This is a genomic window from Burkholderia sp. BE12 (genome assembly GCF_002959955.1).
In the GTDB taxonomy this organism is placed as follows: domain Bacteria; phylum Pseudomonadota; class Gammaproteobacteria; order Burkholderiales; family Burkholderiaceae; genus Burkholderia.
The window spans coordinates 148,847-172,652 of record NZ_PREY01000004.1 but is presented as its reverse complement, the minus strand read 5'-3'; the positions used below and the strand labels follow the sequence as shown (position 1 = coordinate 172,652).

Below are 23,806 nucleotides of genomic sequence, written 5' to 3'. Positions count from 1 at the left end.
TTCGATCGGGTGATGATGCGTCGATCGAGCGGCCGTCGCGCGCGTCGCCGCGGCCGATCGGCGCAGACCACTCACGCGGATTTTTCTACGGGCAACCAGATTTCAAGCACGCCTGTACCCGCGGCCGGATCGTAGTCCTCGCTATAGCGTTCGAACTCGGGCGCTTCCGCCGCCTTGAATCCCGACGTCGGCAGCCATCCGTTCCAGATGCTGTAGAAGGTCTGGTGAATCGTCGAGACGTGCCCGCTGTGTTCGAAGACCGCATACCGCTGCGGTTCAAGCTCGATGCAGCGGAACGGGGCAGGCAACCGGTCGCGACGCTTCACCTCCACGCCTGCGATGTATTCGAAGCTGCCGTCCGCACCCGGGTTGCAGCACACGCCGTAAGTCACGCCGCCGACCTGGCCGGATATGTTGCCGATGTACGGGATAAAGGTTTGCCAAAGCGCCGGAATCCCGTCATTGGTTTCGAAGGTATACCGGTCGCTCATGCCCGCGATCAACCGCCTTTCGCCGTCTTCGAAACGTGGCGAGGCAAGGTCGATGATTTTCAGTTCTTTCATGCGTAGCGGCTCCACAAGAGATAGCCCGTCGAGTGCGCGACGTGCCCGTACTTCTTCGGGTGTCACGCCAAATAGATCGCGGAAGGCGCGCGTAAATGCCTCATGGGAGCCATATCCGGCTTCGAGTGCCACGTGAAGGATATCCGGGGCGCCTTGCGCCAACGCCTGCGCTGCACGCGTCAGCCGCCTCGACCGGACGTAGCGCATCACCGGCCAGCCGGTATTCATCGAGAAGAGGCGCGAAAAACCGAAGCGCGCCATGCCGCAATCCGCGGAAATCCTGTCGAGCGTCAATTCCCTGTCCAGCTCGGTTTCGATGAACCAAAGCGCTTTTCCAACCGGATTCATGGTGTGCCAATGAGGGTGTCGGGCAGACTATATGTTATCGGCGGCTGGGCGATTTGATCGTTCTTGCGGTGTGGTGCCAGGCGTGGAGGATGCATTGAAGCACATCGCCACGCCGGGCGGCGTGGCGATGGTCGGCAGGATTCCGTGACTTAACCCAGCGGCCAGTTCAGGATCGCGATGCCGTCGTTGTAGTCGCCGTCGCCGCCATCCTCCGATCCGACCAGCCCGAAGTAAGTCTTCTTGAAGATGTCGACCTGACGCGAGCCGATCTTCGACGGCTTGCCGTTCGCCGTCACGACCACGCGCACCTTCCCCTTGCCCGAATTCAGCACTTGCGTGTTCAGGTTCGCGTCCTGCGTGCCGGCGCCCTGGAACGTCGCGGCCGGTTTCGGGTTGTCGTCGACGAACACCTCGATCGTCTGCTGCGCCGACGAGTTGACGAGCGCCGTCACGCCGAACGCGATGTTCGGCGGCAGGTTGAAGATGCCGTCGCGCTCGCCGCCGGCGTTCGTCACCGGGTCCGGCTGAGCGGGTTGCGGTTGCGCCGTCGCTTTCGCGAAGTACGTGACCACCGCACCGATGCCGAACTTCGCGGCGGCGCCCGGCAGTACGCCGGGCGCACCGGCCCACGTCACCGTGCAGGCGTCGATCTTCCCGGTCGTGTCGGTCTTGACCTTGTTCATCCAGCTGGAGATGTCGAAGCTGTACGGCACGGTCGAGAGGTGGACGAACACATCGAATTGCGGCAGCTTCTCGGTGAGCTGCGTGGTCATGAGCTGACGCATCCGGTCGAGCACCGCCTGGTCGCCGCCGGATTGCGCGGCAGTCGCGTCGTTGCCGGCGAGTTGCAGCAGCGCGTACAGATCGTCGTGGGTAAAGGGTTGTTGCATGTCGTCCTCGTCTTGATGGAATGTCTACCGTCGTGCGGCCGGCGAATCGGTTTCGCCGTGCAGCGCGCGGCGCAAAGCGCGGGGCAGCACAGCGCTGCCCCGACTCATTCGCAATGTGTGGTTGGCCCCGTCGCCATTGCGATCCCGACAGCGGCGCGCAATCCGTGCCGCGCCGCGCATCTCGGTTATCGACGCGTGTCGATCAGCCCAGCGGCCAGTTCAGGAACACGATGCCGTCGTTGTAGTCGTCGTCCGCGCCGTCCTCCGACCCGACGATCCCGAAGAACGACTTCTTGAAGATGTCGACCTGCCGCGAGCCGAGCCGCGACGGCTTGCCGTTCACCGTCACGATTACGCGCACGCGGCCCTTGCCGGAGTCGAGCACCTTCGTGCCGAGGTTCTGGTCCTGCACGCCTGCGCCCTTGAACGTGGCGGCCGGTTTCGGGTTGTCGTCGACGTAGATGTCGATCGTCTGGTCGTTCGACGCGTTGGTGAGCGCGGTGACGCCGAACTTGATGTTCGCCGGAAGATTGAACAGGCCGTCGCGTTCGCCGCCGCCGCCGATGGTGCCGGTGCCGCCTGTTCCAGTGCCGGTGCCACTACCGGTGCCGGTTCCAGTGCCGCTGCCGGTTTCGGTGCCTTGATTCCCGCCGCCCTGCGACGACGACTGCGCAGCCGGTTCACCGATCGCGGAAAGGCTTGCGAACGAATCGATATGCATCGCGCTGCCGCGCACGCTTTTCCACTGGCCTTTCACGAACGTGACGCCGCTGCCGACGTCGATCGTCGTGACGAGCGTAAAGGGCATGCGCCCGGTGCTTTCGGGCACCTTCGACGAATAGGTGAAGCAGCCGTCCGCGACGACACCCTTGTCGGTCGCGATCGCGAAATAGATGCCGGGGAAGTTGTTGCCGGTGGCGTACGGTGTCGGTACGTTGAGCGTGACCAGCAACTTGCCGTCGCGAATGTTCTCTTTCGCGACGTCGATATGCAGGCCCGGAATATCGACGTAAGTCTCGGACGTGACGACGGGCGCGCTACTGATCGAAGCCGAAAGGATGGGCATGGAGGTCTCCTGATGGCGAAACGGTTTTCGATTGAGGTGCTACGCGGTTCGACGCGAAACCGCCGGGCTGCCTGACAGGCGGCACCCGGCGGTCGGTTACCGATCGCTCAGCCGATCGGCCACTGGAGGACGACGATGCCGTCGTTGTAGTCGCTGTCGTGGCCGTCTTCCGACACGACGATCCCGAAGTTGACCGTGAACGGCGAGCCGTCCGACTTCTTGCCGTTGATCGGCGCGAGGCGCGCGTCGGTGGCCGACGTCTTGCCGTTCACCGTCACTTCGAAGCGGAGCTTGCCGTTGCCGGAATTCAGCGTGGCTTCACGCGGGCCGTCGCGCGTCGTCAGCTTGTGATAGGCGGCAGGTTCCTTGCTGTCTCCGATAAACAATTTGATGTGTTGTTGCTCGGCGGCATTCGCGAAGAAAATCGCACGGAAATCGGTATTCGGCGGAATGGAAAACTCGCCAGCGCGATTGGATGACGTTTGATTATCGGCCATGCTTCCCTCCTGAGGAGTGTTGGGTAACGCTTCAGACCGTGTCTCGCAAACGTTTGCTGTTTGAAACACGGCCTGTCGAGCATGCCGAAAAATAAATGAAAAAATATTCGCCTGAGAATGATTATTGTTCAATAAATCGAAAATGAAGTCGGTCCGATTTAATGAAATGGTTTTAATTGGACGTGAATCGATATATTCGAGAAATTATATCGATGTGTGTATCGTTTTTATGAATGATGCGCGGCCGTGCAGGCCGTGCAGGCCGTGCAGGCCGTGCAGGCCGTGCAGGCCGTGCGGGAGGTAGGGCAATCAGGCTTCGGCGCAGACGCTCGGCGTTCGCATATGGCAGCGTTTCGTTTCAACATCAACATCTCTGTCGTGGCCGCGCCCACCGGCCACCACCGAACGCCCACGCCGAAGCCTGGTCGCGCAGGAAAGGGGTGCGGCAACCGGCGAAGATTGTTGACCGACTCACTCCGAACATGAATAGGGCTTCACCGGCGCCGCACCCGTGAAGCATAGCGACGAGGCCCGTCGCCGCCTATCGGACTGGACTGATTTTGGCGGCCGTGCCGCCGAGCGATTCGTGTCCGTCCGGCGTGCGGCCTGTTGACAGCTTCCCGCGCCTGTGATTTGATGCCGCTCATGCACGCCGCCCAAATCGTCTTTTCGCTACGACTACTAGCCCGCTTCTCCGGGCTGGGTCTGCGGCTGCGCGCTTTCCATCTGCTTCTTTCCTGAAGCGCCAGATTTTCCCCGCATCACCGACCTGGCCCCGGTTGTCGACCGGCGCCTGAGTTCGTCTTTCTTCCGTCATTACTCTGCTCCGTCCCGGTCGCTCAACCGCCAAGCCGTCGTTTGCCGTACCGCTTTGCCGCTTCGCCGTTGTGCCGCTTTCTTGCCGTTTTCACCGTTGCGCGCGTAGCCGGCCCCTGATGCCGATGGCCGCCGCGCTGCGCTTCATCGACAAACAGACCGAGGACCGAACATCATGATGCTGAAGAACCCCGCGACGAAATACCGACCGTTCACGCCCGTCAACCTGCCTGACCGCACATGGCCGTCGCGCACGATTACGCAGGCGCCGATCTGGATGAGCACCGACTTGCGCGACGGCAACCAGGCGCTGTTCGAACCGATGGACGCCGCGCGCAAGATGCGGATGTTCAAGACGCTGGTCGCGATCGGCTTCAAGGAGATCGAGGTCGCGTTCCCGTCGGCGTCCGAAACCGATTTCAACTTCGTGCGCGAACTGATCGAAGGCGGCCACATTCCCGACGACGTGACGATCGAGGTGCTGACGCAGGCGCGCGATGACCTCATCGAGCGCACCTTCGCATCGCTGCGCGGCGCGAAGCGCGCGATCGTGCACCTGTACAACGCGACCGCACCGGAATTCCGCAAGATCGTGTTCGGCCTCGATCGCGACGGCGTGAAGCAACTCGCGGTGAACGCGGCGCGCACGATCAAGCGCTGCGCCGATGCAGCGACTGACACGCAGTTCACGCTTCAGTACAGCCCGGAAACGTTTACGGCGACCGAGCTCGATTTCGCGAAGGAAGTTTGCGACGCGGTGTTCGACGTGTGGCAGCCGACGCCCGAGCGCAAATCGATCGTGAACCTGCCGGCCACAGTGGAAATCGGCACGCCGAATTACTATGCGGACCAGATCGAATGGATGCACCGGAATCTTGCGCGCCGCGATTCGCTGATTCTGTCCGTGCATCCGCACAATGACCGCGGCACCGCGGTCGCGGCGGCCGAACTCGCGGTGATGGCCGGCGCCGACCGGATCGAGGGCTGCCTGTTCGGCAACGGTGAACGCACCGGTAACGTCGATCTCGTGACGCTCGCGCTGAACCTGTATACGCAGGGCGTCGATCCGGGCCTCGATTTCTCGCAGATCAACGAAGTCGCGCGCACGGCCGAGGAATGCACGCAGTTGCCGGTCCACCCGCGCCATCCGTATGTTGGCGACCTCGTGTTCACCGCATTTTCCGGCTCGCACCAGGACGCGATCAAGAAGGGCTTTGCCGTGCAGCGCGCCGACGCCATGTGGGAAGTCCCGTACCTGCCGATCGACCCGAACGATCTCGGCCGTACGTACGATTCGATCATTCGCGTGAACAGTCAGTCGGGCAAGGGCGGTATCGCGTATCTGCTCGAACAGGGCTACGGCGTCGCGCTGCCGCGCCGCATGCAGGTTGATTTCAGCGCGGCAGTGCAGCGCCTGACCGACGAGAGCGGACACGAGGTGACGAGCGCGCAGATCTGGGCGCTGTTCCAGCAGGAGTACGTCGAAAGCGACACGCCGCTGCGTTATGTCAGCCATGAGCTGACCGAACGCGACGGCCGCGAAACGATCGTGCTGACCGTCGACGTGCACGGCGAGCGCCGCGTGCTGCACGGCGAAGGCAACGGGCCGCTCGATGCGCTGATGCATGCGCTGCGCACGCCGCTGCGGATTCAGCATTACGAGGAGCGCGCACTGTCGCAGGGCGCCGATGCGAAGGCGATTGCAATCGCCGAGCTGGCCGGCGCGGGCGTGCGCGGCAGCGCGTTCGGCGTCGGCGTCGATGCGAACCTGACGACTGCGTCGCTTCGTGCGGTGATCAGCGGCGTGAATCGCGCGTATGCCCGTTCGGATGAGGTTGTGCAAGCAACCTTCTTTGCCGAACAGCCGGCGGTGCAGGCCATCGCATAACCGGGTCGAAACCCGGGCGGCATGGCCCGCCCGGGTTTCTTTTTCGGATCACGGCGTGCGCGTTCGCGCCGTCACGGCAGCAGCCCGAGCATCGCGGCCTTGGTGGCCGCATGCGTCTTGTTCATCGCGTCGAGCTTCACGACGGCGTTCTGCAGGTGGAACTTCACCGTCCGCTCCGCGATCCCGAAGATCATCCCAATCTCGTAGGCCGTCTTGCCGTCGGCCGTCCACGCCAGCACTTCACGCTCGCGCAGCGTCAGTCCGCTACCTGCCGGCGCAATCGGATCAGCAAGGCGCGGCATCAGGTACGCGTGCGCCGCGTGCGCGAGGCTCGCGCAGGGTGCACGCAGCAGCGAAACTTCGTCCGCGTCGAGCGGCGTCGTGTCGCGCACGAGCGTTAGCACGCCGAGGTTGCCGGCCCGGTCGTAGCCGCCGTGCGACCAGCCGTAACGCATCCCGAAGCACGCCGCGTCGTGCCAGAACGCGGTGTCGCCCGGTTCGTCGAACGCATTCCAGACGACCGGCCGCGGCTGGCTCGCCACCCGCTTGATGATCGGATCGATGGTGACGTAGCCGAATTTCACATAACGGTGTTCCCATTCGCGTGGATGATTGCCGACGATCTGCATGTCGGGCCGGGCGAGCGGCAGCGTGCGGCGCAAACCGTACACGCAATACTGAAACCCGAGCGCGGCCGCGGCGGCGGCAATCGGTAGGAGCGCGGCTTCCGCCGTGGGTGCGCGCTGTAGTGCGTCGAAACAGTCGTGCAGTATTGTCAGGTCCATCGGTGTTCCTCGTCGGTGTGGGCGGGCCGTGCATTGCGGCCCGCGCGTATCCTGTTCAAAAGGACAGTTTTGAGGCGAAGCCGACGCCGGTTTAATGGCGGCTGTTCGCACGACGGCCCCGCTTGTGCGGGCACCTGTCCCCCCGTCGTTTCACGTGTTGCGGTACCCCTCCGGTTTCGTATCAGGACGATCGACCATGACCAGCGTTCAAGACGTGCCTCTCCTCGCGCGCGCCGGCGCGCGCGCGTTCGCCTTCGGCGGAATCCGCGCGATCGAACCGCCCTGCGCGTCGGCCCCCGCCCGCGCGCTTGCTCACGAGTATGCGCCGCACGCGCATCAGGCCGGGCAACTATTATTTACGACACGCGGCGTATTAGTGCTCGACGTTGAAGGCCAGCGCTGGATCACCCCGCCGCTGCGCGCGATCTGGATTCCGGCGCGCACCGTCCATGCGATGCGCGTGGCCGCCGACGTGCAGCTCTGCTCGCTCTATCTCGGCGACGCGCTCAGCGCGCGGCTACCGGCCAGGTTGTGCGCGATGACGGTATCGCCGCTGCTGCGCGAACTCGCCACGCGCGTTTCGCATCCGTTCGATTGCAGCGTTGACCGCGATCCGCTCGCGCGCCTGTTCGCCGACGAACTGAGCGAACTCGCGCAGACGCCGCTCACGCTACCGCTGCCGCGCGACCGGCGCCTGCTGAAACTGTGCGAGCGGCTGCAGCGCGAGCCGCACTGCGAATTGCCGCTCGAAACGCTCGCGCGCGACGCCGCGCTGAGCGCGCGCCACCTGGCGCGCCTTTTTCGCAGCGAGACCGGCATGAGCGTGGCCGCGTGGCGCCAGCAACTGCGGCTGTCGATGTCGCTCGCGCTGCTCGCGAGCGGCATGCCCGTCACGCAGGCCGCGCATCAGGTCGGCTATCGCAGCCCGACCACCTATGCGGCCACCTTCAAGCGCGCGTTCGGCGTCACGCCGAGCCAGTACCTCGCGGCGGCGGAAGCGGCAGCGCGCTGACCGCCACCGCTGTCGCTGTCGCTGTCGCGCTCAGCGTGCGGTCCAGCGCGGCACCACTTCGAACGCATGCACGAGCGCGTCCACGATCCGGTCGACGTCCTCACGGCCGATCACGAGAGGCGGCGCGATCGCGAGCCGGTTACCGAGCGAGCGGATCAGCACGCCCGCATCGCGCGCCGCGTCGGCGAGCGCGGCCGCATAGCCATCCGACGGATCGATCGATTCGCGCGTCGCCTTGTCCTTCACGAGGTCGATGCCGACTAGCAGCCCCTTGCCGCGCACGTCGCCGACAACCGGATAGCGGTCGACGAGTGGCTGCAGCCGCTCCAGCAGGTACGCGCCTTCGCGCGCCGCGTTGCCAGCGAGATCCTCGTCGACGATGATCTGCAGATTCGCGAGTGCGGCCGCGCAGACGATCGGGTGGCCGGAGTAGGTGTAGCCGTGCATCAGCGTGCCGATGCCGCCCGGATTGGACGCGAACGCGTTCTCGATACGGCGATTGACGACGGTCGCGCCGAGCGGCAGATAGCCCGACGACACGCCTTTTGCCAGACACATGATGTCCGGCGCGACGCCCCAGCCGCGGCTGCCGAATGCCGCGCCGGTTCGGCCGAAGCCCGTCACGACCTCGTCGGCGATCAGCAGCACGCCGTGGCGGTCGCATACTTCGCGCACCAGCGGCCAGTAGTTCGCGGGCGGCACGATGATGCCGCCCGTCGCCTGTACCGGTTCGGCGATGAAGGCGGCCACGGTATCGGGCCCCTGGAACAGGATCTCACGCTCGACGAGCGACGCGCATAGCCGGCCGAGCTCCTCAGGGTCATGCGTGAACGGGTTGCGATAGATCCACGGCGTTTCGACGTGGAAGCAGCCGGCAAGCGTCGGCTCGTAGTTGCGCCGGTAGGCGGTGTTGCCGGTGACGGAGCTGCCGCCGAAGTGCGAGCCGTGATAGGCCTGACGCAACGCGATGAACTTGGTGCGCTCGGGCTGCCCGGACACCTTCCAGTACTGTCGCGCGATCATCAGCGCGGCCTCGACGGCGTCCGAGCCGCCGGAGCCGAAGATCACGCGGCTCATGTCTTCGGGCTGCAGCATGCCGACCAGTCGCGCCGACAGCTCCTCCGCGCGGGGATGGCTGAACCCGGCGAATACCGGGTGATATTCGAGCTCGTCGAGCTGGCGGACGATCGCCTCCTTGATCTCCCGTCGGCCGTGACCGACGTACACGTTGAACAGCGACGCAACCGCGTCGAGATACGGGCGGCCGGTATCGTCGTACAGGTAGCAGCCTTCGCCGCGCGTGATGCGGATCGGCGGGCGCGACGCAGCGAGCGGATGTTGCCGGGGATGCCAGAAGCGTGATTCAGAATAGGACATGACAGGACTCCGTAGTGAATCGGTTGGACGGGGCAACAGGGTGAAGCAGATGACGCTCAGCCGGCGAGCGCCGCTGATTGAGCGTCGAGCCGGCTTTCGAGTGCGCCGAGCGTTGCGAACGGTTCGTCGAGCGCCACGCGCATGAAACTCAGGAACTGTCCGACGTGGGCGTTCAGCGCGTCGCGGCTGTAGTACTGCGGGCTCGCGTCGAAGTCAAAGCGCAGCGGCTCGCCGTTGCGGCGATCGGTCAGGTTCACCATCAGGTCGTCGGTGGTGCCGACGGACAGGTTGTGCGACGTCGTCACGCAGTCGCCGAACCGCAGGTCGTAGTCGAACGCCATGATGTTGATCTCGGGGCCGAACACGCCCTGGCCGTTGTCGAGCGACGTCAGCTCACGGTGCAGGTCGCCCATCCGGTAGCGCTGGTGCTGGCGCAGCGCGGTCATCTCGCGGTTTGCCTGGCGGCACAGGTCATCGAGCGTGTGGCCCGGCTCGACGTGCAGGCGCAGCGGCAGCATGTTCGCGCACTGCGTCGGCGTGCGGCGCTCGCGCGCCGACGTGCGGGCCATCGCGGCGACCGACAGCACGATGTCGTGCGCGCCGGTGTTCAGGTACAGGTACGCGGCGGTCAGCGCGGTGACGAGCCGCGGTACTGTCGACGTGAACAGCTGCTTGGCGACCGCCTCGATGCGCGCGCTCTCGTTCGCGCTCGCGATGCGCGTCTCGCGCAGGTCGGGTCCGTCATCGCGCTCGGGAAAGCGTGCGGGGCCGGCGAGCGTGACGGTGCGCGGCTGGTCCGCGAAGCGTTCGAGCCAGTAGCGGCGGTCGTGCGCGAACTGCTCGGAGGAGCGGTACGCGTCTTCGTCGAGTTGCAGCTCGGCGAGCGACGCGAAGCGGGCGGGCGGTGCCTTGGCGCCCGCCGCGAATGCGCTGTACAGCTCGGCGGCGCGCGTGGCGATCAGGCTGCCCGAATAGCCGTCGACCAGGATGTGCGCGTAGCCGTGATACCAGTAGTAGTGATCCGGCGCGATGCGGTACAGCGTGTGGCGGAAGAACGGCCCGCGCGCCAGCTCGATCGCGCCCGTGCAATGCGCGCGCATGCCGGCGAGCGCGATGGCGTGCGCGTCTTTGGTGCCGGCGAGATCGACGCGTTCGAGCCTCCAGTCGTCGGCGAGCGCGGCATCGAGCACGCGCACGGGCGTGTCCCCATCCAGCACGATCCGCGTCGTGTGCAGCGTCTGCGCCTCGCGAATCACCTGCCGCAGCGCGCGTTCGAATGCATCGGTGTCGAGGGCGCCGCGAATCTCGAAATACTCGGCCGCGTAGATATGCGTCGACGGGACGCGATACGCGAGCGCTGCCTCCCAGAAATCGCGCTGCGGCGCGGACAGCGGCAATTGAAGCGTCGAATTGGTCACGTCGTTTCTCCTGGAAAGCTTATTCCGGTGGATGAATTAAATGCGCGCATTTGTTTAATAAAAAATACATATTCGCATCATGCATTTCATTTCTGATGAATCGCAATTGTTATCCTAGACAGTCCGATTTGTGGCTGTCAATTCCGTGAGTTTTTGTTGTCAATTCGTCAAAGCCTTGTCGGTAAAGGATTCGAGGGGGTTGTGAGTGGTCTGGTCCGGAAAGAATATGAGAATGTCCGTTTTGAATAGGCGGCAAATTGTCAGCTTATTTAGCATCGACGCCTGAAATTGCTCCGCAAGCCGAAAACGGCATGCAGGCAATTCGCCGGAAACGGTTTCCGGCGCCGGAAGCCGGCGCAGTGGGCTGGCGCGAGCGGACATTACTAGGAGAGTGCCGTGAATCAACTGGAAGGGCTGGAGCGAAAAATCGGCGAGCAGCACGAGCGGCTCGCGCATCATCCGGTGTTCGGATCGATCCGTACCATCGATGAGCTGCGCGTGTTCATGGAATGGCACGTGTTCGCCGTGTGGGATTTCATGTCGCTCGTGAAGCGGCTGCAGCAGGATCTGACGACCGTCGCGGTGCCGTGGGTCGCGCCGCGCAATGCGAACGCGTCGCGCCTCATCAACGAGATCGTGCTCGGAGAGGAATCGGACGAAACGCCGAACGGCCACATGAGCCACTACGACCTGTACCTGCATGCGATGCGCGATGTCGGCGCCTCGACGTCGCGCATCGAGGAAATGGTGTCACTGGTGCGCTCGGGCTTCTCCGTGTCGGCCGCGCTGAAGGCCGTCGATGCGCCGGAGCCGGTGATCCGTTTCGTCGAGGCGACGATGGCCACGTGCACGTCGGGCGCGACACACCAGGTGCTGGGCAACTTCTTCTACGGCCGCGAGAACGTGATTCCCGACATGTTCCGCACGCTGCTCGACGAATGGAAAATCGAGCGCTCGTCGATTCCGCTGCTTGTGTACTACCTCGACCGCCATATCGAAGTGGATTCGGGCGAACACGGGCCGGCGGCGCGCGCGATGATCCGGGAAGCGGCCGACGGCGACGCGGCGAAGCTCGAGGAAGCGCTGCAGGCCGGGCTCGACGCGATCGACGAGCGAATGCGCCTGTGGGACGGGCTGCTCGCGCATCTCGGCCAGACCCGCAACGTGGTGCCGGCATGAACGCGCGCGGTCTGTCGGAGCGCATCGTCGATTTCGCGGCGCTCGACTGGGAGCACCCGGCGGCGTTCGACGACGGCATCGACCAGGTCGTGCTCGTCGATACGCTGGACGAGCATGCGAAGCGCGGCATCCGGACACGGATCGTGCGGTTCGATCCCGGTGCGGGCACGCGCGTGCCGTTCCTGCACGACTACCACGAGGAGGTGCACCTGATTGACGGCGACCAGAGTCTGGTCGACGTCACGACGCGCGAGTATCGCGCGACGTATCGGGAAGGCAGCTACTTCGTGCGTCCGGCTGGCACGCCGCATGGCCCGTTTCGCAGCGACGCGGGCTGCCTGCTGCTTGAAATCCATTACTACGGTTTCCCGGAGGACACGCGATGACGACCGCCGTCACATACGTGAGCCACGTCGACCGCTGGGAGGCGCGCGCGACCGTGCGATCGCGCCCACGGCGGATCGTCGAGGACGACGAACTGCGCTACTACCCGCTCGAACGCCAGCCGTTGTGCGCGCACCCGGCGATCGTCGACGCGGGCGACGCGGTGCGCGACTTCGTCCTGCTGCAGAGCTTCTACAAGTACATCCAGGACGTGATCATCTTCGAGACGGAGATCGTCAACGCCACCGCGTTGCGCATTGCGCGCGGCCGGTTCGCGCACCCGTTTCCGTTCGCGTGCCGGCAGGACGCGATGACTGTGGTGATCGATGAGGATTATCACGCGTACGTCGCGATGGACTACCTACGGCAGGTTGAGGAGGCCACCGGCATCGCGCCGCTGCCGCCGAACAGCGAGATCGAGCTGTCGCGTGCGATTCCGCGCGCGGTCGAGCGGGTCGGCGCGCAGTATCGCGACGGCATGGAGCTGCTGTGCGTCGCGATCTCGGAGAACACGGTCACGGCGGAAGTCGCGGCGTTCTCGCGCGACGCGACGCTCAAGCGCTCGGTGAAGGGCGTGATGGCCGATCACCTCGCGGACGAAGGCCGTCACTCGGCGTTCTGGATCAATCTCGTGAAGCTGTACTGGTCGCAGATCGACGGACCCGCGCGGCTCGCGCTCGGCGAAGGGCTGCCGTGCTTCCTGCGCGAATACCTGAGCGCCGATCTGCAACTGCAGTTCGATCGCCGCCTGATCGACGCACTCGATCTGCCGGCCGCCGAGCGTACGCGCATCGCGGACGACATGGTCGGTGCGTATCCGATCACGAGCCAGCATCCGATGATCGTCAACATCCGGCAGTTCTTCCGGATGAGCGGCCTGCTCGATCACGCGCCGACCCGCGCGGCCTTGTCCGACTACCTGTGAGTCACGTCGATGAAAGCGATCATCATTGCGATCGGCGGCCAGACCCGTCTTGCTGCACGGCTGGCGGCTGAACTCGAGGCGACCGGCCATACCGTGTGCATCGCCGACGGACGCGACGGCCCGTTACGCGACGCGGCCGACGCGCTGCTGTTGCCGGCGCCGGCACCCGACACGTTGCGCAACGCGGCCGAGTGGTCGATCGTCTGCGGCGCGCCGGACCCGGCCGTACACTGCGCGCACGCTCGGCCGCTGCGGTGCGAGATCGTCGCCGATGCTTTTCCGCCGCGCGAGGTACGCGTCGCGTGGCTCACGGACGTGGCGCCGGGCGACACGCGCGAGCTGGCCGACGCGACGCTCGCGTTCGGCGCGGCGCTCAACGGCGCCGATCTCGCGAACGAGATTGCCGCGTGCGCGGTCGATCTGATGCACGAAGTCGCGAGCGCAATCGCACGCGAGCTAAGCGACCCGCACGACGCGCCGCGCGCGACACCGCCCGGGCCGGACGACATTCTGATCGATCTCGAACGGCTGGCCGGCTGGCACGCATCGAACGACACGGCCGCTGCGTGGCCGTGCGAGCCGTCGTTGCCGGAACTCGTCTCGCGTGCGGCGGCCGCAGCGCCGGACGCCTGCGCGCTCGTCGCGGCCGACGGTCGGTTGACCTATCGTGAGCTGCTCGCGCGTGCCCGCCGTGTCGCCGCGCGTATCGCCGCTTGGCGTGCCGCGCCACGCGTGGTCGCCGTGCGACTCGACAAGGGCGTCGCGCTGTATCCGGCGATCGTCGGCGTGCTGGGCGCCGGCGCGACTTGCGTGCCGCTCGATCCGGCGTTTCCGCCCGAGCGCGCTCGCACGATCCTGCGCGAATCGGGCGCGCAGGCGCTCGTCGTCGGTGGTGCGGTCGAGCCGGTGCTGCTCGACGGGCTCGATCTCGACGTAATCGACTGCGGCACCCACGCGGAAGCGGACGCTGCGCCCGACGCGCTGGCCGGCCAGTGGCCGCTCGAGCGGGATGCCGATCGCGATGCGCGCTGCGCGGTCGCGATCTACACGTCGGGTTCGACCGGCGTGCCGAAGGGTGTGATGCTGTCGCACCGGAACATCGTGCAGTTCTGCCACTGGTATCGCGCGCACGTGTCGCTTGATGCGTCCTCGCGCGTGCTGCAGTTCTCGACGATCGCTTTCGATGCGTCGCTGCTCGACATGTTTCCGACCTGGCTCGCCGGTGCGACGCTGGTCGCGCCGAGCGAAGCGCAGCGCCGCGAACTCGACGCGCTCGCGGCGCTCGTCGCCGACGCGGGTATCACACACGCGTTCCTGCCGCCCGCGCTGCTCGCGGCGCTGCCGGATTGCGACTGGCCCGCACTCGCGCATCTCGTCACGGGCGGCGACGTGTGCGATCCCGATACGATCGCGCGCTGGAGCGCGAACCGGCGGCTGCACAACATCTACGGGCCGACCGAATGCACCGTGCTCGCGACGACGGGCGAACTGCGCGCCGGCGACAGCAACCGGCGCATCGGCCGGCCGATCGCGAACGCGCGCTGCCATGTGCTCGCGGTCGACGGCCGTCCGGCGCTCACCGGCGAGGAAGGCGAGCTGTGCATCGCCGGCGCGGGCGTCGGGCTCGGCTATCTCGGCCGGCCCGACCTGAGCGCCGAGCGCTTTGTCGCCGATCCGTACGGCACGCCGGGCGAGACGATGTACCGGACCGGTGACATCGCGAGCTGGGAGCCGGACGGCACGCTGCGCTACGTTGGCCGCCGCGACGCGCAACTGAAGATTCGCGGCTTTCGTGTCGAGCCGGGCGAGATCGAGACGGCCGCACTGGCGGCGGGGCTGTACCACCAGTGCGCGGTGGTACCTGACGAGCGCAAGCGCATCCGGCTGTTCGCCGCGAAGCCGGTCGACGCGGCAGCGACGCCCGACGCGCTGCGCGCCGTGCTGGCCGGCACGCTGCCCGACTACATGGTGCCGTACGACATCACGGCGCTCGACGTATTGCCCGCGACGCCGAACGGCAAGATCGACCGCGCCGCGCTGGCGCGCCTGCCGGTCTCGCGTGCGGCGAGCCACACGCGCGATGTACCGCGCGGCGCGTTGGAGACGCGTCTTGTCGCGTTGTGGGCGACGCTGCTCGAACTCGCACCGGAAGAGATCGGCCGCGACGCGTCGTTCTTCGAACTGGGCGGCCATTCGCTGCTGGTGTCGCGGCTGATGCTGGCGGTCAAGCGCGAGCTGGGCGGCAACGCGGCGCTCGCGCGTTTCATGGAACGGCCGACGGTGGCCGCGCTCGCGGCACTACTGAGCGATGAGTCGGTCGAGCGCGGCGCGAACGTGCCGGCTCGCGTGCACGACGACCGCCGCTTGCCCGACGACGTGCGACTGCCGGCCAGCCAGCCGGCGGGCGACGGGCCCGGCGCGGTGCTGTTGACCGGCGCGAACGGCTTTCTGGGCAGCTTCATCCTCAGCGAGCTGATCAGCCGCACGAACCAGACCGTCTACTGCGTCGTGCGCGGCGACGACGATGCGAGCGCGCGCCGGCGGCTCGACGAAGCGGCGTTCGTCAACGGGCTCGGCCATCTGTGCGGGCACCCGCGCGTGCGGGTGCTGCGCGGCGATCTCGGCGCGCCGCACCTCGGGCTGTCGGACGCGCAGTGGCAGACGCTCGCGGCCGAGGTCGGCGTGATTCATCACAACGGCGCGCACGTGAACCACGTGTACGACTACCCGTACCTGCACGCGGAGAACGTCGGCTCGACGCTCGAACTGCTCCGCCTGTGCTGCAGCGGCCGCCGCAAGGCGCTGCATTTCGTATCGACGCTATCCGCGGCGAGCGCGACGGGCCCGACGGGCCGCCTGATCGAGGCGGCCCCGTCGGAGGCCGGCCCTGCCTTCGTCAACAACGGCTACAACCTGACGAAGTGGGTGTCCGAGCATCTCGTTGCCGAAGCGGCCGCGCGCGGGATCGACACGACGATCCTGCGGCCTGGCAACATCACGGGCCATTCGCGCACGGGGCTGTGCCAGCCGGGACGCAACCGGATCCTGCTGCTGCTCAAGGGCGCGGTGCAACTCGGCTGCGCACCGCTCGCGAGCGAGGGCGGGCTGTTCGACCTGAGCCCGGTCGACTACCTGGCGCGGGCGATTGTCGCGTGCACGCTCGACGGTGCGCGCACCGAGCGCGTGTTTCATCTGCACAACCCGCGCCCGCTCGATTGGGCCGGGTACCTGCGCGCACTCGCTCGGCGCGGCTACCCGCTGCGCTTCGAGGCGCCCGAGGTCTGGCGCGAGCGACTGTTGTCGATCGACGAATCGAATGCGCTGTTCGACGTCGTCGCGTTCTATCTGGACGACCGGCAGGACGATATCGGCGACATGGCCGTGATCGACCACGCGCGCACCGAGGCGACGCTGCGCCGGCTCGGCGTCACGTATCCGGACAAGGACGATGCGTTGCTCGATGCGCATTTCGGCTATCTCGCCGAATGCGGCTTCATGCCGCCGCCGGCCGAGCCGGCTGCGCGCGCGAACGACGCCCGCCGCGACGCCGAGCCCGAACCCGCGTGGTGAAGACTACCCGTTTGATTAATCGCTGTCATCGCATCATTCATCAAGGAGGCATCATGCTGCAACGTACTGCAACGCAACCCCGTCCGTCCACGCTCGTCTACGCGCCGCAAACGCCGATCCTGTCCGGCTCGGCCGATCTCGACGTGCCGGCGCGCGACGCGTGGCGCGTGGTCGGTGATTTCGCCGGCTTCTCGCGCTTCATCACGGGGCTCGACCATACCGACATGATCGGCGACGGCGTGCGCTCGCTGCGCATCAAGCATTTCGCGGACGGCAACGTCGTCGTCGAACAGCTCAACAGCCACGATGACGAAGCGATGGTGATGACGTGGAGCCTGATCCATACGTCGTTCGACATCGGCAATCTGTGGGCGCTCATGCGCGTCGAGCCGCGCGGTGAGCGGGCCTGCACGGTGACGTGGGACATCGCTGGTGAACCGTCGCACGGGGGCGCCGCGCGCCAGCCGGAATTCGACGCGTTCGTCACCGGTTTTCTCGACATGGCGATGACGAACCTGCGCGCGCTGTTCAAGCCGCAGTAACCGTGCATTGCGCCGCCGGCGCCGTGCCGCTACGCGGTGGCGCCGGCCCACGCGCCGGTCTTGCCCGGCGCGTGGCTTTTTTTCCCGACCGGTTGTGCGCATGCGTCGTCGAGCATCTGCGCGAATGCGTCGCGCAGCGCGGCTTTCATGAAGTCGACCCACGCGCGCGTTTTTGCATCGAGATGCTGGCGCGACGCGTACACCAGGAACACGCCGATTTCTTCCGCCTGGTAGTCGGGCAGCACACGCACGAGCGTGCCGGAGCGCAGGTCCGCCGCGGCGACGAAGTCGGGCAGCAACCCGATTCCCGCGCCCTCGCGTACCGCGATCGCGAGCGACGCGGCGACGTCGGCCGTCATCGACGGATCGACGTCGACCGTTTGCGCTTGCGCGCCGCTCCACAGCGTCCAGATGCGCTCGTGATACGCGGGCGCGACCAGTTTCACGCAGCGATGGTGGACGAGCGCGCCGGGCGAATCGGGCATGCCGTGCGCCTCGAGATACGCGGGCGATGCGCACAGCACGCTGCGGATCCGGCCAACGTCGATCGCGATCTCTTCGGAACTCGGCAGGCTTGGCATCGCGATCACCGCGACGTCGTAGCTGTCGCGCACTAGTTTCGGCAAGTGCGGCGCGAGCGTCAGGTCGACGCTGACGTCCGGGTAACGCGCCTGGAATTGCCCGATCAACGGAATCACGAAATGGTTCGCGATGCTGGCACTGCAATGCGCGCGCAGCCGGCCGTGCGGATGCACGCGCGCGTCGCGCGCCTCGCGCTCGCTCGCGTCGACGGCGAGCGTGATGTCGCGCGCGCGTGCGAGATAGCGCTCACCCGCTTCGGTCAGGCACATCGAACGCGTCGTGCGGTTCAGCAACCGGATGCCGAGACGATGCTCGAGCGACGCGACGAGCCGGCTGACATGCGCGGTCGTGATGCCGAGCCGTTTGCCAGTCTCGGTGAAGGTGCCCGCGTCCGCGAGCGTGACGAACGCCTGCATGCTTTGAATCAGATCCATCGGATAACGAAACCTGCGGCCGGCCATATGGCAATGCCGCTACTGTAGCGACGGCAGCGACACGCCGCGCGCGCGCATTAGCGATCGATCGTCGCAAAACGGACAATCGATACGCGCGTCAGCGCCGCCGGAAGTATTCGCTCGGCGCGACGCCGAGCGCCTTGCGGAACATCGCCGCGAACGCGCTGGGGCTGTCGTAGCCGTGTTCGAGTGCGAGCTCGAGGATCGGCGTGCCGGCGGCGAGGCGCGGCAGGCTCAGCAGCAATCGCGCGTGACGGCACCATGCGCCGTGCGTCATGCCCGTCTCGCGCTTGAACGCGCGCGCGAGCGTGCGCTCGTTCATGTGCGCGTCGCGCGCCCACGCCTGCAGCGTGACGGCCGACGACGGGTCGTTGATGAGCCGCGTGCACAGCGTGGCGAGCGCGGGGTGGCGCGGCATCGGCACGTGTAGCGACAGTGGTGGCGCGATCTCGATCTCGTCGAGGATCAGCGCGAGCACGCGGCCCGCGCGGTGCGACAGGTCGTAGTCGGCGGGCAGGTCGCAAGCCGTCACGATCAGTTCGCGCAACAGCGTGCCGACTTCGATCACCCGGCATTCGGTCGGCAGGCTCGGCCGCACTTCCGGGCCGACGAACACGGTGCGCATCTGCACGTCGCCGGCCGAGCGGATCTCATGCTGCGTACCGCCCGGCACCCACACCGCGCGGCCCGTCGGCACGACCCAGCTGCCTGCGTCCGCGTGCACGATCATCACGCCGGAAATCGCGTGGATCAGCTGGCCCTGCCGGTGCGAATGCGGCGGGTACGCCGTGCCCGCCGGCGAGTCGGATGCGACGACGGCGATCTGCTTGTCGCGCGCCTGACGCTCGAGTGCGACGAAGAAGTTTTCCAATTGATCTGTGTGTCCTTTTCTCGACGACGAATGCGCTTTACGCGTGAGATCGACCACTTAGGTCGAAATTACCATAAACCCATCGTTTGTTCGACCTACTTGCCACCCGATGCGCGTTCCAACCATTTCGTCCGCTTCGCCTGTTTCTCCCGCCGTCGATGCACGCTTGCCGCGCGTGCGGCGCGCCACCTGTGCGGCCGTGCTGCTGGCATCGGCCGCGCTGGCCGCGTGTTCGGTCGGCGAGCCGTACCGGCCGCCTGTGTCCGATACGGCGCGCACCGGGCCGTTCGACGCGGTGGCCGACGTGCCGGTCGCCGCCGCCGGCGAGCCGCCGCAACGCTGGTGGCGCCTCTACGACGACCCCGTGCTCGACGGCCTCGTGCGCGATGCGCTCGCGCAGAACCGCGATCTCGCGGCGGCCGTGGCGCGGGTTGAGCGCGCGCGCGCCGTGTTCGATGAGGCCGGCGCCGCGCGGCTGCCCGACACGACGGCCGGGTTCGGCGTCGACTACGGTAAGCACGCGCCCGACCAGATCGTCGCGGCGGCCAAGGGTACCGATGCGCATACGCGCTGGGGTTTCGCGCCGTCGTTCTCGCTGTCGTGGGAAGTCGATCTGTGGGGGCGCGTGCGCCATCTGGTCGACGCCGCCCGGGCGGACGCGGAGGCGGTGCAGGCTGCGTCGGACGCGATGCGCGTCGTGGTGGCCGCCGAGACGACGGCCGCCTATGCGCAGGTGTGCGCGTACGGCGAGCGGATCGACGTGGCCGAGCAGTCGGTCGGGATCGCGGACCGGCTGGCCGCGCTGACGGCGAAGCAGCGCGCGCACGGGCTCGTGTCCGACCTCGAGGTGGCGCGTTCGCGCGCGTTCGCCGACGACACGCGTGCCGATCTGCCAGCGCTTGTCGGCTCGCGGCGCGCAGCGCTGTACGAACTCGCGGTGCTGACCGGGCGCGCGCCCGGCGCGCTGCCTGACGCGGCCGCGCATTGCCGCACCGCGCCGGTGCTTGCGCGGCCGTTCCCGGTTGGCGACGGCGCGTCGCTGCTGCGCCGCCGCCCCGACCTGCGCGAGAGCGAGCGCCAACTGGCCGCCGCGAATGCACGCATCGGCGTGGCGACGGCTGAGCTGTATCCGTCGATATCGCTCGGCGGCTCGGTGAACTGGCTGTCGAGCGGCGGCGATCCGTCAACGCTCGGTGACAAGTACGCGATCGCTTGGGGTGTCGGCCCGCTGATCACGTGGCGCTTTCCGAACATGGCGGCAAGTCGCGCGCGACTCGCGCGGGCCCGCGCCGACGACACGCTTGCTCGCGCGCAATTCGATGCGCAGGTGCTGCGCGCGCTGAAGGAAACCGAGCAGGCGCTGGCCCGGTACGGTGCGGCGTGGCGCCGCCGCGCCGCGCTCGAAACCGCACGCGCTGAGCATGCACGCGCCTATCACCTCGCCGAGCTGAACTACAAAGCCGGCGCGCTCGATTTCCTCGGCGTGCTTGATGCGCAGCGCAGCCTCGTTGCGGTCGATTCGGCGCTGGCCGAGTCGACGCAGCAGGTCTCGCTCGACCAGGTCGCCGTGTTCAAGGCGCTCGGAGGCGGCTGGCAACCGTAGCCGGCCGCGTTCGCAGCGTCCTTGCCTGTTCTCTTGCACGCCAACTCATCTTTCCGATCATGAGCACGACTGCCGTACCCGAAAAAGCCAAAACCGCCCGGTTCTCCCGGCGCCAACTGATCGCCGCGGGCACCGTGCTCGCCGTCATCGCGCTTGCTGTGTTCGGCTGGCACTGGTGGACCGTCGGCCGTTTCATCGAAGGAACCGACGACGCGTACGTTCGCGCCGACGTCGTGACCGTCAGCTCGCGCGTGTCGGGTTACGTCGCGCAAGTCGCCGTCGACGACAACCAGCCGGTGAAGCGCGGTGACGTGCTCGTGCGGCTCGACGATCGTGACTATCGCGCGAAAGTCGACGATGCTAAGGCCGCGGTGGCAGCGGCCGAGGCGACGCTGCAAGCCGAGCAGGCCGCGGCCGCGACGCTCGACGCGCAGGTTGGCCAGCAGCGCAGCCAGATCGCGCAGGCCGATGCTGACGCGGCCGCCGCGCGCGCTGAAGCCGCACGGCGCGACGCCGATGCGACGCGCTACAAGCAACTGCTGGCCGAATCCGCCGCGAGCGGACAGCGCTGGGAGCAGGCCCACGCGGATGCGCTGAAGGCGCGTGCCGAACTGGCCCGCGCCGGCGCGGCCGTGCGCGTGCAGACCGACCAGCAGACCGTGCTGCAGCGCCGCCGCGAACAGAGCACGGCTGCGATCGCGCAGGCGCGCGCCCGGCTTGCGGCCGCCCAGGCGAAGCTCGCGCTCGCGCAGCTCGATCTCGACCACACGGAGATCCGTGCGACGCGTGACGGCAGCGTCGGCCAGCGCGCGGTGCGGGCCGGCCAGTACGTCGAGGTCGGGATGCCGTTGCTTGCGGTGGTGCCGCTGAGCGACGTGTATGTGGTCGCGAACTTCAAGGAAACGCAGTTGGGCGCGATGCACGACGGCCAGCCCGTTGAGATCGACGTCGACACCTATTCGGGCCGCACGCTGCATGGCCATGTGATTGGCCTCGCGCCGGGCTCCGGCGCGCAGTTCGCGCTGCTGCCGCCCGACAACGCGACGGGCAACTTCACGAAGATCGTGCAGCGCATCCCGGTGAAAATCCGTGTCGATGCGCCGCCGGCTGGCGTCGTGTTGCGGCCCGGCATGTCGGTGATCGCGCGCGTCGACACGCGCGGCACGCAGGGGGCCGGCTCGTGAGCGCGACGACCGTGCAGGCCGCGCACGAAGACACTGTTTCGCTGCGCGCGTGGGTCGCGGTGCTCGGCGGCGTGTTCGGCTGCTTCATGGCCGGCATGAACGTGCACGTGACCAATGCGTCGCTGCCCGACATTCGCGGCTCGCTCGGCGCGAGCTTCGAGGAGGGCTCGTGGATTACCACCGCATACCTGGTCGCCGAGATCGTCGTGATTCCGCTCACTGGCTGGCTCGTGCAGGTATTTTCCGCGCGACGCGTGCTGTTGGTCGGCGCGACCGGCTTTCTCGCGTTTTCGCTCGCGTGCTCGGTCGCGCCGAGCATCTCGACGATGATTGTCGCGCGCGCACTGCAGGGCGCGTTCGGCGGCGTGCTGATCCCGCTGTCGTTCCAGCTGATAGTCACCGAGTTGCCGCCGTCGAAACATCCGCTCGGGATGGCGCTGTTCGCGATCGCGAACAACGTCGCGCAGGCAGCGGGCCCGTCGGTGGGCGGCTGGCTGACCGACATGTATTCGTGGCGCTGGATCTTCTATCTGCAGATTCCGCCGGCGATCGCGCTGGTTGCGGCGATCGGTTGGGCGATCCGGCCCGTGCCCGTGCAGCTTGGGATGCTCAGGCGGGCCGACTGGTTCGGGATCGCGACGATGGCGGTGGGCTTGAGCGCGCTGCAGATCGTGCTGGAGGAGGGCGGTCGCAAGGACTGGTTCGCCTCGGACATGATCGTCGAGCTGTCGATCGTCGCGGCGCTCGGGCTGGCGGCGTTCGTCGCGATCGAACTGCGACGCAAGGAGCCGTTCATCAACCTGCGCCTGCTCGGCCAGTACAACTTCGGGATCGCAAGTCTGATGCAGTTCCTGTTCGGCGCGGTGGTGTTCGGCGTGGTGTTTCTCGTGCCGAACTACTTTGCCGAGCTGCACGGCTACAGCGCGCGCGACATCGGCCTTGCGATGATTCCGTACGGGCTGGTGCAGTTCGCGATGTCGTTCCTGACGCCGCCGCTGATGCGCCGCACGAGCCCGCGCACGACAATCGTGCTCGGCTTCGTGCTGGTTGCGGCCGGGTGCCTGATGAACATCCACCTCGACGCCGATGCGGCGTCGAATGTGATCGTCCCATCGCTGGTCGTGCGCGGGATCGGACAGTCGTTCGTCGTGATCGCGCTGGCCGTGATGGCCGTCGACGGAATCGAGAAGGCGCAGCTTGGCTCCGCGTCGGGCGTATTCAACATGGTGCGCAACGTCGGCGGCGCGATCGGCATCGCGGTGATGAGCCAGATCGTCGTCGAGCGGCAGAAGCTGCACGCGATGCGCATCGGCGAGGCCGTCACGCCGTTCTCGGAAGCGTTCCAGGAGCGCATGGCGACGCTCGCGCGGCTACTCGCGCGCATGCATGCGCCGCGCGCGGACGTGCTGCCCGGCGGGTCGATATCCGGCGTGCAGGAACTGGCGCTCGGGCTCGTGAACCAGCGCGTGATGCGCGAGGCGCTGCTCATGGCATACAGCGATACGTTTCTGATCGCAGGAATCGCGATGATCGGGTGTACGGTAGCTGCGTTCATACTCAAGGGCAAGAAGCCGGCATGACGCGGCGGATGGGACATTTCGAAGATGGCCGTTCGCGCCTACACAGGGTCGGCCCGTACGGTCAGCTCCGCGTAGCTCGCTCCGCTTTCAACTTGCGACACACGGCGTCTGAGAAGCGATGCGGGTCCGACATGTCAACGTGGCGCTACACATTGTCGCGTGGCGATGTCGATCTCGTTGGGTGCCCTCGGCAGTTGTTCTCGGCTGGCATCGTGCGGGTATCGCGTGTTTTCCGCGCGCTAAATCAACGAGCGTTGTGCGGGCCGCATAG

At 66.8% G+C, this 23,806-nt stretch carries 19 protein-coding genes; 10 read left to right on the top strand and 9 right to left on the bottom strand.

The features are described 5' to 3' along the window. Positions 1 to 71: 71 nt before the first annotated feature. The 4 genes from C4B30_RS06095 to C4B30_RS06080 all read right to left on the bottom strand — a co-directional run bounded on the left by C4B30_RS06095 (position 72) and on the right by C4B30_RS06080 (position 3,364). Complete coding sequence (locus tag C4B30_RS06095; protein WP_105132047.1) at positions 72 to 911, bottom strand: AraC family transcriptional regulator; 840 nt, start codon at positions 909 to 911, stop codon at positions 72 to 74. Positions 912 to 1,060: 149 nt separating this feature from the next. After that, positions 1,061 to 1,801 carry a fucose-binding lectin II gene (locus C4B30_RS06090; RefSeq protein ID WP_105132046.1) on the bottom strand — a complete coding sequence of 247 codons (741 nt, stop codon included), beginning with the start codon at positions 1,799 to 1,801 and terminating at the stop codon, positions 1,061 to 1,063. 202 nt (positions 1,802 to 2,003) lie between these two features. Next, positions 2,004 to 2,867 (bottom strand): fucose-binding lectin II, encoded by an 864-nt coding sequence (locus tag C4B30_RS06085; protein ID WP_105132045.1) that lies wholly within the window; start codon positions 2,865 to 2,867, stop codon positions 2,004 to 2,006. Positions 2,868 to 2,974: 107 nt separating this feature from the next. Further along, entirely contained in the window at positions 2,975 to 3,364 is a 390-nt protein-coding gene (locus tag C4B30_RS06080; RefSeq protein ID WP_027781956.1) for a fucose-binding lectin II, read from the bottom strand. Positions 3,365 to 4,358: 994 nt separating this feature from the next. On the opposite strand from C4B30_RS06080, the gene leuA reads away from it, so the two are divergent. Next, positions 4,359 to 6,068, top strand: a complete 1,710-nt coding sequence (gene leuA, locus C4B30_RS06075; RefSeq protein WP_199779056.1) for a 2-isopropylmalate synthase — start codon at positions 4,359 to 4,361, stop codon at positions 6,066 to 6,068. Positions 6,069 to 6,139: 71 nt separating this feature from the next. Here the strand turns inward: leuA and C4B30_RS06070 are convergent, their stop codons facing one another. After that, complete coding sequence (locus tag C4B30_RS06070; protein ID WP_027781958.1) at positions 6,140 to 6,853, bottom strand: autoinducer binding domain-containing protein; 714 nt, start codon at positions 6,851 to 6,853, stop codon at positions 6,140 to 6,142. A gap of 196 nt (positions 6,854 to 7,049) precedes the next feature. On the opposite strand from C4B30_RS06070, the gene C4B30_RS06065 reads away from it, so the two are divergent. Next, positions 7,050 to 7,865, top strand: coding sequence for an AraC family transcriptional regulator (locus C4B30_RS06065; RefSeq protein WP_027781959.1), 816 nt, complete (start codon positions 7,050 to 7,052; stop codon positions 7,863 to 7,865). Positions 7,866 to 7,895: 30 nt separating this feature from the next. Here the strand turns inward: C4B30_RS06065 and C4B30_RS06060 are convergent, their stop codons facing one another. Further along, the gene (locus tag C4B30_RS06060; protein ID WP_105132043.1) at positions 7,896 to 9,242 is read right to left on the bottom strand and encodes an aspartate aminotransferase family protein; all 1,347 of its coding nucleotides are present in this window, start codon (positions 9,240 to 9,242) and stop codon (positions 7,896 to 7,898) included. A gap of 56 nt (positions 9,243 to 9,298) precedes the next feature. Continuing rightward, positions 9,299 to 10,660, bottom strand: coding sequence for a condensation domain-containing protein (locus C4B30_RS06055; RefSeq protein WP_105132042.1), 1,362 nt, complete (start codon positions 10,658 to 10,660; stop codon positions 9,299 to 9,301). A gap of 396 nt (positions 10,661 to 11,056) precedes the next feature. Between C4B30_RS06055 and C4B30_RS06045 the strand changes: the two genes are divergently transcribed. The 5 genes from C4B30_RS06045 to C4B30_RS06025 are packed head-to-tail and all read left to right on the top strand — an operon-like array spanning position 11,057 to position 17,260. Next, positions 11,057 to 11,839, top strand: coding sequence for a DUF3050 domain-containing protein (locus C4B30_RS06045; protein WP_060352929.1), 783 nt, complete (start codon positions 11,057 to 11,059; stop codon positions 11,837 to 11,839). Then, the gene (locus C4B30_RS06040; RefSeq protein ID WP_027781963.1) at positions 11,836 to 12,225 is read left to right on the top strand and encodes a cupin; all 390 of its coding nucleotides are present in this window, start codon (positions 11,836 to 11,838) and stop codon (positions 12,223 to 12,225) included. The genes C4B30_RS06045 and C4B30_RS06040 overlap by 4 nt, the downstream gene beginning before the upstream one ends. Continuing rightward, complete coding sequence (locus C4B30_RS06035) at positions 12,222 to 13,148, top strand: diiron oxygenase (protein WP_027781964.1); 927 nt, start codon at positions 12,222 to 12,224, stop codon at positions 13,146 to 13,148. The genes C4B30_RS06040 and C4B30_RS06035 overlap by 4 nt, the downstream gene beginning before the upstream one ends. Positions 13,149 to 13,157: 9 nt before the next feature. Further along, positions 13,158 to 16,718, top strand: coding sequence for an amino acid adenylation domain-containing protein (locus C4B30_RS06030; RefSeq protein ID WP_105132040.1), 3,561 nt, complete (start codon positions 13,158 to 13,160; stop codon positions 16,716 to 16,718). A gap of 53 nt (positions 16,719 to 16,771) precedes the next feature. Further along, the gene (locus C4B30_RS06025; RefSeq protein WP_089501017.1) at positions 16,772 to 17,260 is read left to right on the top strand and encodes an SRPBCC family protein; all 489 of its coding nucleotides are present in this window, start codon (positions 16,772 to 16,774) and stop codon (positions 17,258 to 17,260) included. Positions 17,261 to 17,289: 29 nt separating this feature from the next. Here C4B30_RS06025 and C4B30_RS06020 read toward each other — a convergent pair whose 3' ends face one another. Together C4B30_RS06020 and C4B30_RS06015 are read right to left on the bottom strand one after the other, a co-directional pair. Further along, on the bottom strand, positions 17,290 to 18,276 hold the full coding sequence (locus C4B30_RS06020) for a LysR family transcriptional regulator (protein ID WP_105132039.1): 987 nt from the start codon (positions 18,274 to 18,276) through the stop codon (positions 17,290 to 17,292). 118 nt (positions 18,277 to 18,394) lie between these two features. Beyond that, positions 18,395 to 19,168, bottom strand: coding sequence for an AraC family transcriptional regulator (locus C4B30_RS06015; protein WP_105132038.1), 774 nt, complete (start codon positions 19,166 to 19,168; stop codon positions 18,395 to 18,397). A 109-nt stretch (positions 19,169 to 19,277) separates the two neighbouring features. Between C4B30_RS06015 and C4B30_RS06010 the strand changes: the two genes are divergently transcribed. From C4B30_RS06010 to C4B30_RS06000, 3 genes are read left to right on the top strand one after another with little or no spacing between them, the layout of a single operon-like run. Then, complete coding sequence (locus C4B30_RS06010; protein WP_105132037.1) at positions 19,278 to 20,771, top strand: efflux transporter outer membrane subunit; 1,494 nt, start codon at positions 19,278 to 19,280, stop codon at positions 20,769 to 20,771. 59 nt (positions 20,772 to 20,830) lie between these two features. Next, positions 20,831 to 21,955, top strand: coding sequence for an HlyD family secretion protein (locus C4B30_RS06005; protein ID WP_027781970.1), 1,125 nt, complete (start codon positions 20,831 to 20,833; stop codon positions 21,953 to 21,955). Then, positions 21,952 to 23,535, top strand: a complete 1,584-nt coding sequence (locus C4B30_RS06000) for a DHA2 family efflux MFS transporter permease subunit (RefSeq protein ID WP_105132036.1) — start codon at positions 21,952 to 21,954, stop codon at positions 23,533 to 23,535. Before C4B30_RS06005 ends, C4B30_RS06000 begins: the two co-directional genes overlap by 4 nt. Positions 23,536 to 23,806: the final 271 nt, after the last annotated feature.

Excerpts from the sequence above, each read along its gene's own strand:
- C4B30_RS06095 (WP_105132047.1), bottom strand. The coding sequence starts at position 911 with ATGAATCCGGTTGGAAAAGCGCTTTGGTTCATCGAAACCGAGCTGGAC.
- C4B30_RS06090 (WP_105132046.1), bottom strand. The coding sequence starts at position 1,801 with ATGCAACAACCCTTTACCCACGACGATCTGTACGCGCTGCTGCAACTC.
- C4B30_RS06085 (WP_105132045.1), bottom strand. The coding sequence starts at position 2,867 with ATGCCCATCCTTTCGGCTTCGATCAGTAGCGCGCCCGTCGTCACGTCC.
- C4B30_RS06080 (WP_027781956.1), bottom strand. The coding sequence starts at position 3,364 with ATGGCCGATAATCAAACGTCATCCAATCGCGCTGGCGAGTTTTCCATT.
- leuA (WP_199779056.1), top strand. The coding sequence starts at position 4,359 with ATGCTGAAGAACCCCGCGACGAAATACCGACCGTTCACGCCCGTCAAC.
- C4B30_RS06070 (WP_027781958.1), bottom strand. The coding sequence starts at position 6,853 with ATGGACCTGACAATACTGCACGACTGTTTCGACGCACTACAGCGCGCA.
- C4B30_RS06065 (WP_027781959.1), top strand. The coding sequence starts at position 7,050 with ATGACCAGCGTTCAAGACGTGCCTCTCCTCGCGCGCGCCGGCGCGCGC.
- C4B30_RS06060 (WP_105132043.1), bottom strand. The coding sequence starts at position 9,242 with ATGTCCTATTCTGAATCACGCTTCTGGCATCCCCGGCAACATCCGCTC.
- C4B30_RS06040 (WP_027781963.1), top strand. The coding sequence starts at position 11,836 with ATGAACGCGCGCGGTCTGTCGGAGCGCATCGTCGATTTCGCGGCGCTC.
- C4B30_RS06035 (WP_027781964.1), top strand. The coding sequence starts at position 12,222 with ATGACGACCGCCGTCACATACGTGAGCCACGTCGACCGCTGGGAGGCG.
- C4B30_RS06030 (WP_105132040.1), top strand. The coding sequence starts at position 13,158 with ATGAAAGCGATCATCATTGCGATCGGCGGCCAGACCCGTCTTGCTGCA.
- C4B30_RS06025 (WP_089501017.1), top strand. The coding sequence starts at position 16,772 with ATGCTGCAACGTACTGCAACGCAACCCCGTCCGTCCACGCTCGTCTAC.
- C4B30_RS06020 (WP_105132039.1), bottom strand. The coding sequence starts at position 18,276 with ATGGATCTGATTCAAAGCATGCAGGCGTTCGTCACGCTCGCGGACGCG.
- C4B30_RS06010 (WP_105132037.1), top strand. The coding sequence starts at position 19,278 with ATGCGCGTTCCAACCATTTCGTCCGCTTCGCCTGTTTCTCCCGCCGTC.
- C4B30_RS06005 (WP_027781970.1), top strand. The coding sequence starts at position 20,831 with ATGAGCACGACTGCCGTACCCGAAAAAGCCAAAACCGCCCGGTTCTCC.